1 protein-coding gene is annotated in these 508 nt (G+C 56.3%); it reads right to left on the reverse strand.

Going from position 1 to position 508, the window contains the following annotated elements:
* Positions 1-508: major capsid protein (locus tag F2B26_RS17025; RefSeq protein WP_438939218.1), on the reverse strand; the 508-nt coding region annotated here is incomplete at both ends.

Here is a 508-nt window from a genome sequence, read left to right on the forward strand (position 1 = left end):
ATCGTCGGTCGGGTCATACGTGGACTTGTCACGCTTGCTCCACTCCGTGCCGCCGGACTGCGTGATGTTATTCTCCTCACTGCGGCCCATATCCACCTCAACCGGATCGAAGGCTTCACCGGTCATGGTGTATTTGCCCTTAAGCACGGCAGAAACTGCCTGCATCTCTTCGACCTGAGCAATGGCCAGCTCTTCGTCACGCATGTTCTGCATGATGATGCGACGGCGGCGGTAAGCCGGGTCCGCCAGATTCTGTGGATCTTCATCCGGCAGGCGACGCAGGGTCATCTGCGGATTCACTTCATGCTTCGGCTTGACATATCCCGGCGTAAATTCAGAGGTGGAGCCGCCACGGGAACGGATAACCTCACCGGAAACAATCGGCGAAACGTACAGCGCCATGTTTACCAGTCCCGGAATTTGTGGGAGATAGACTTTCTCCGTGGTGAAGGGATAGCTCTCACGGAAAAAGAGACGCAGAAACAGCGGATGGATCCGCGGATCCGAT

Source organism: Cellulomonas citrea (assembly GCF_009829685.1).
Lineage (GTDB): Bacteria > Actinomycetota > Actinomycetes > Actinomycetales > Cellulomonadaceae > Cellulomonas > Cellulomonas citrea.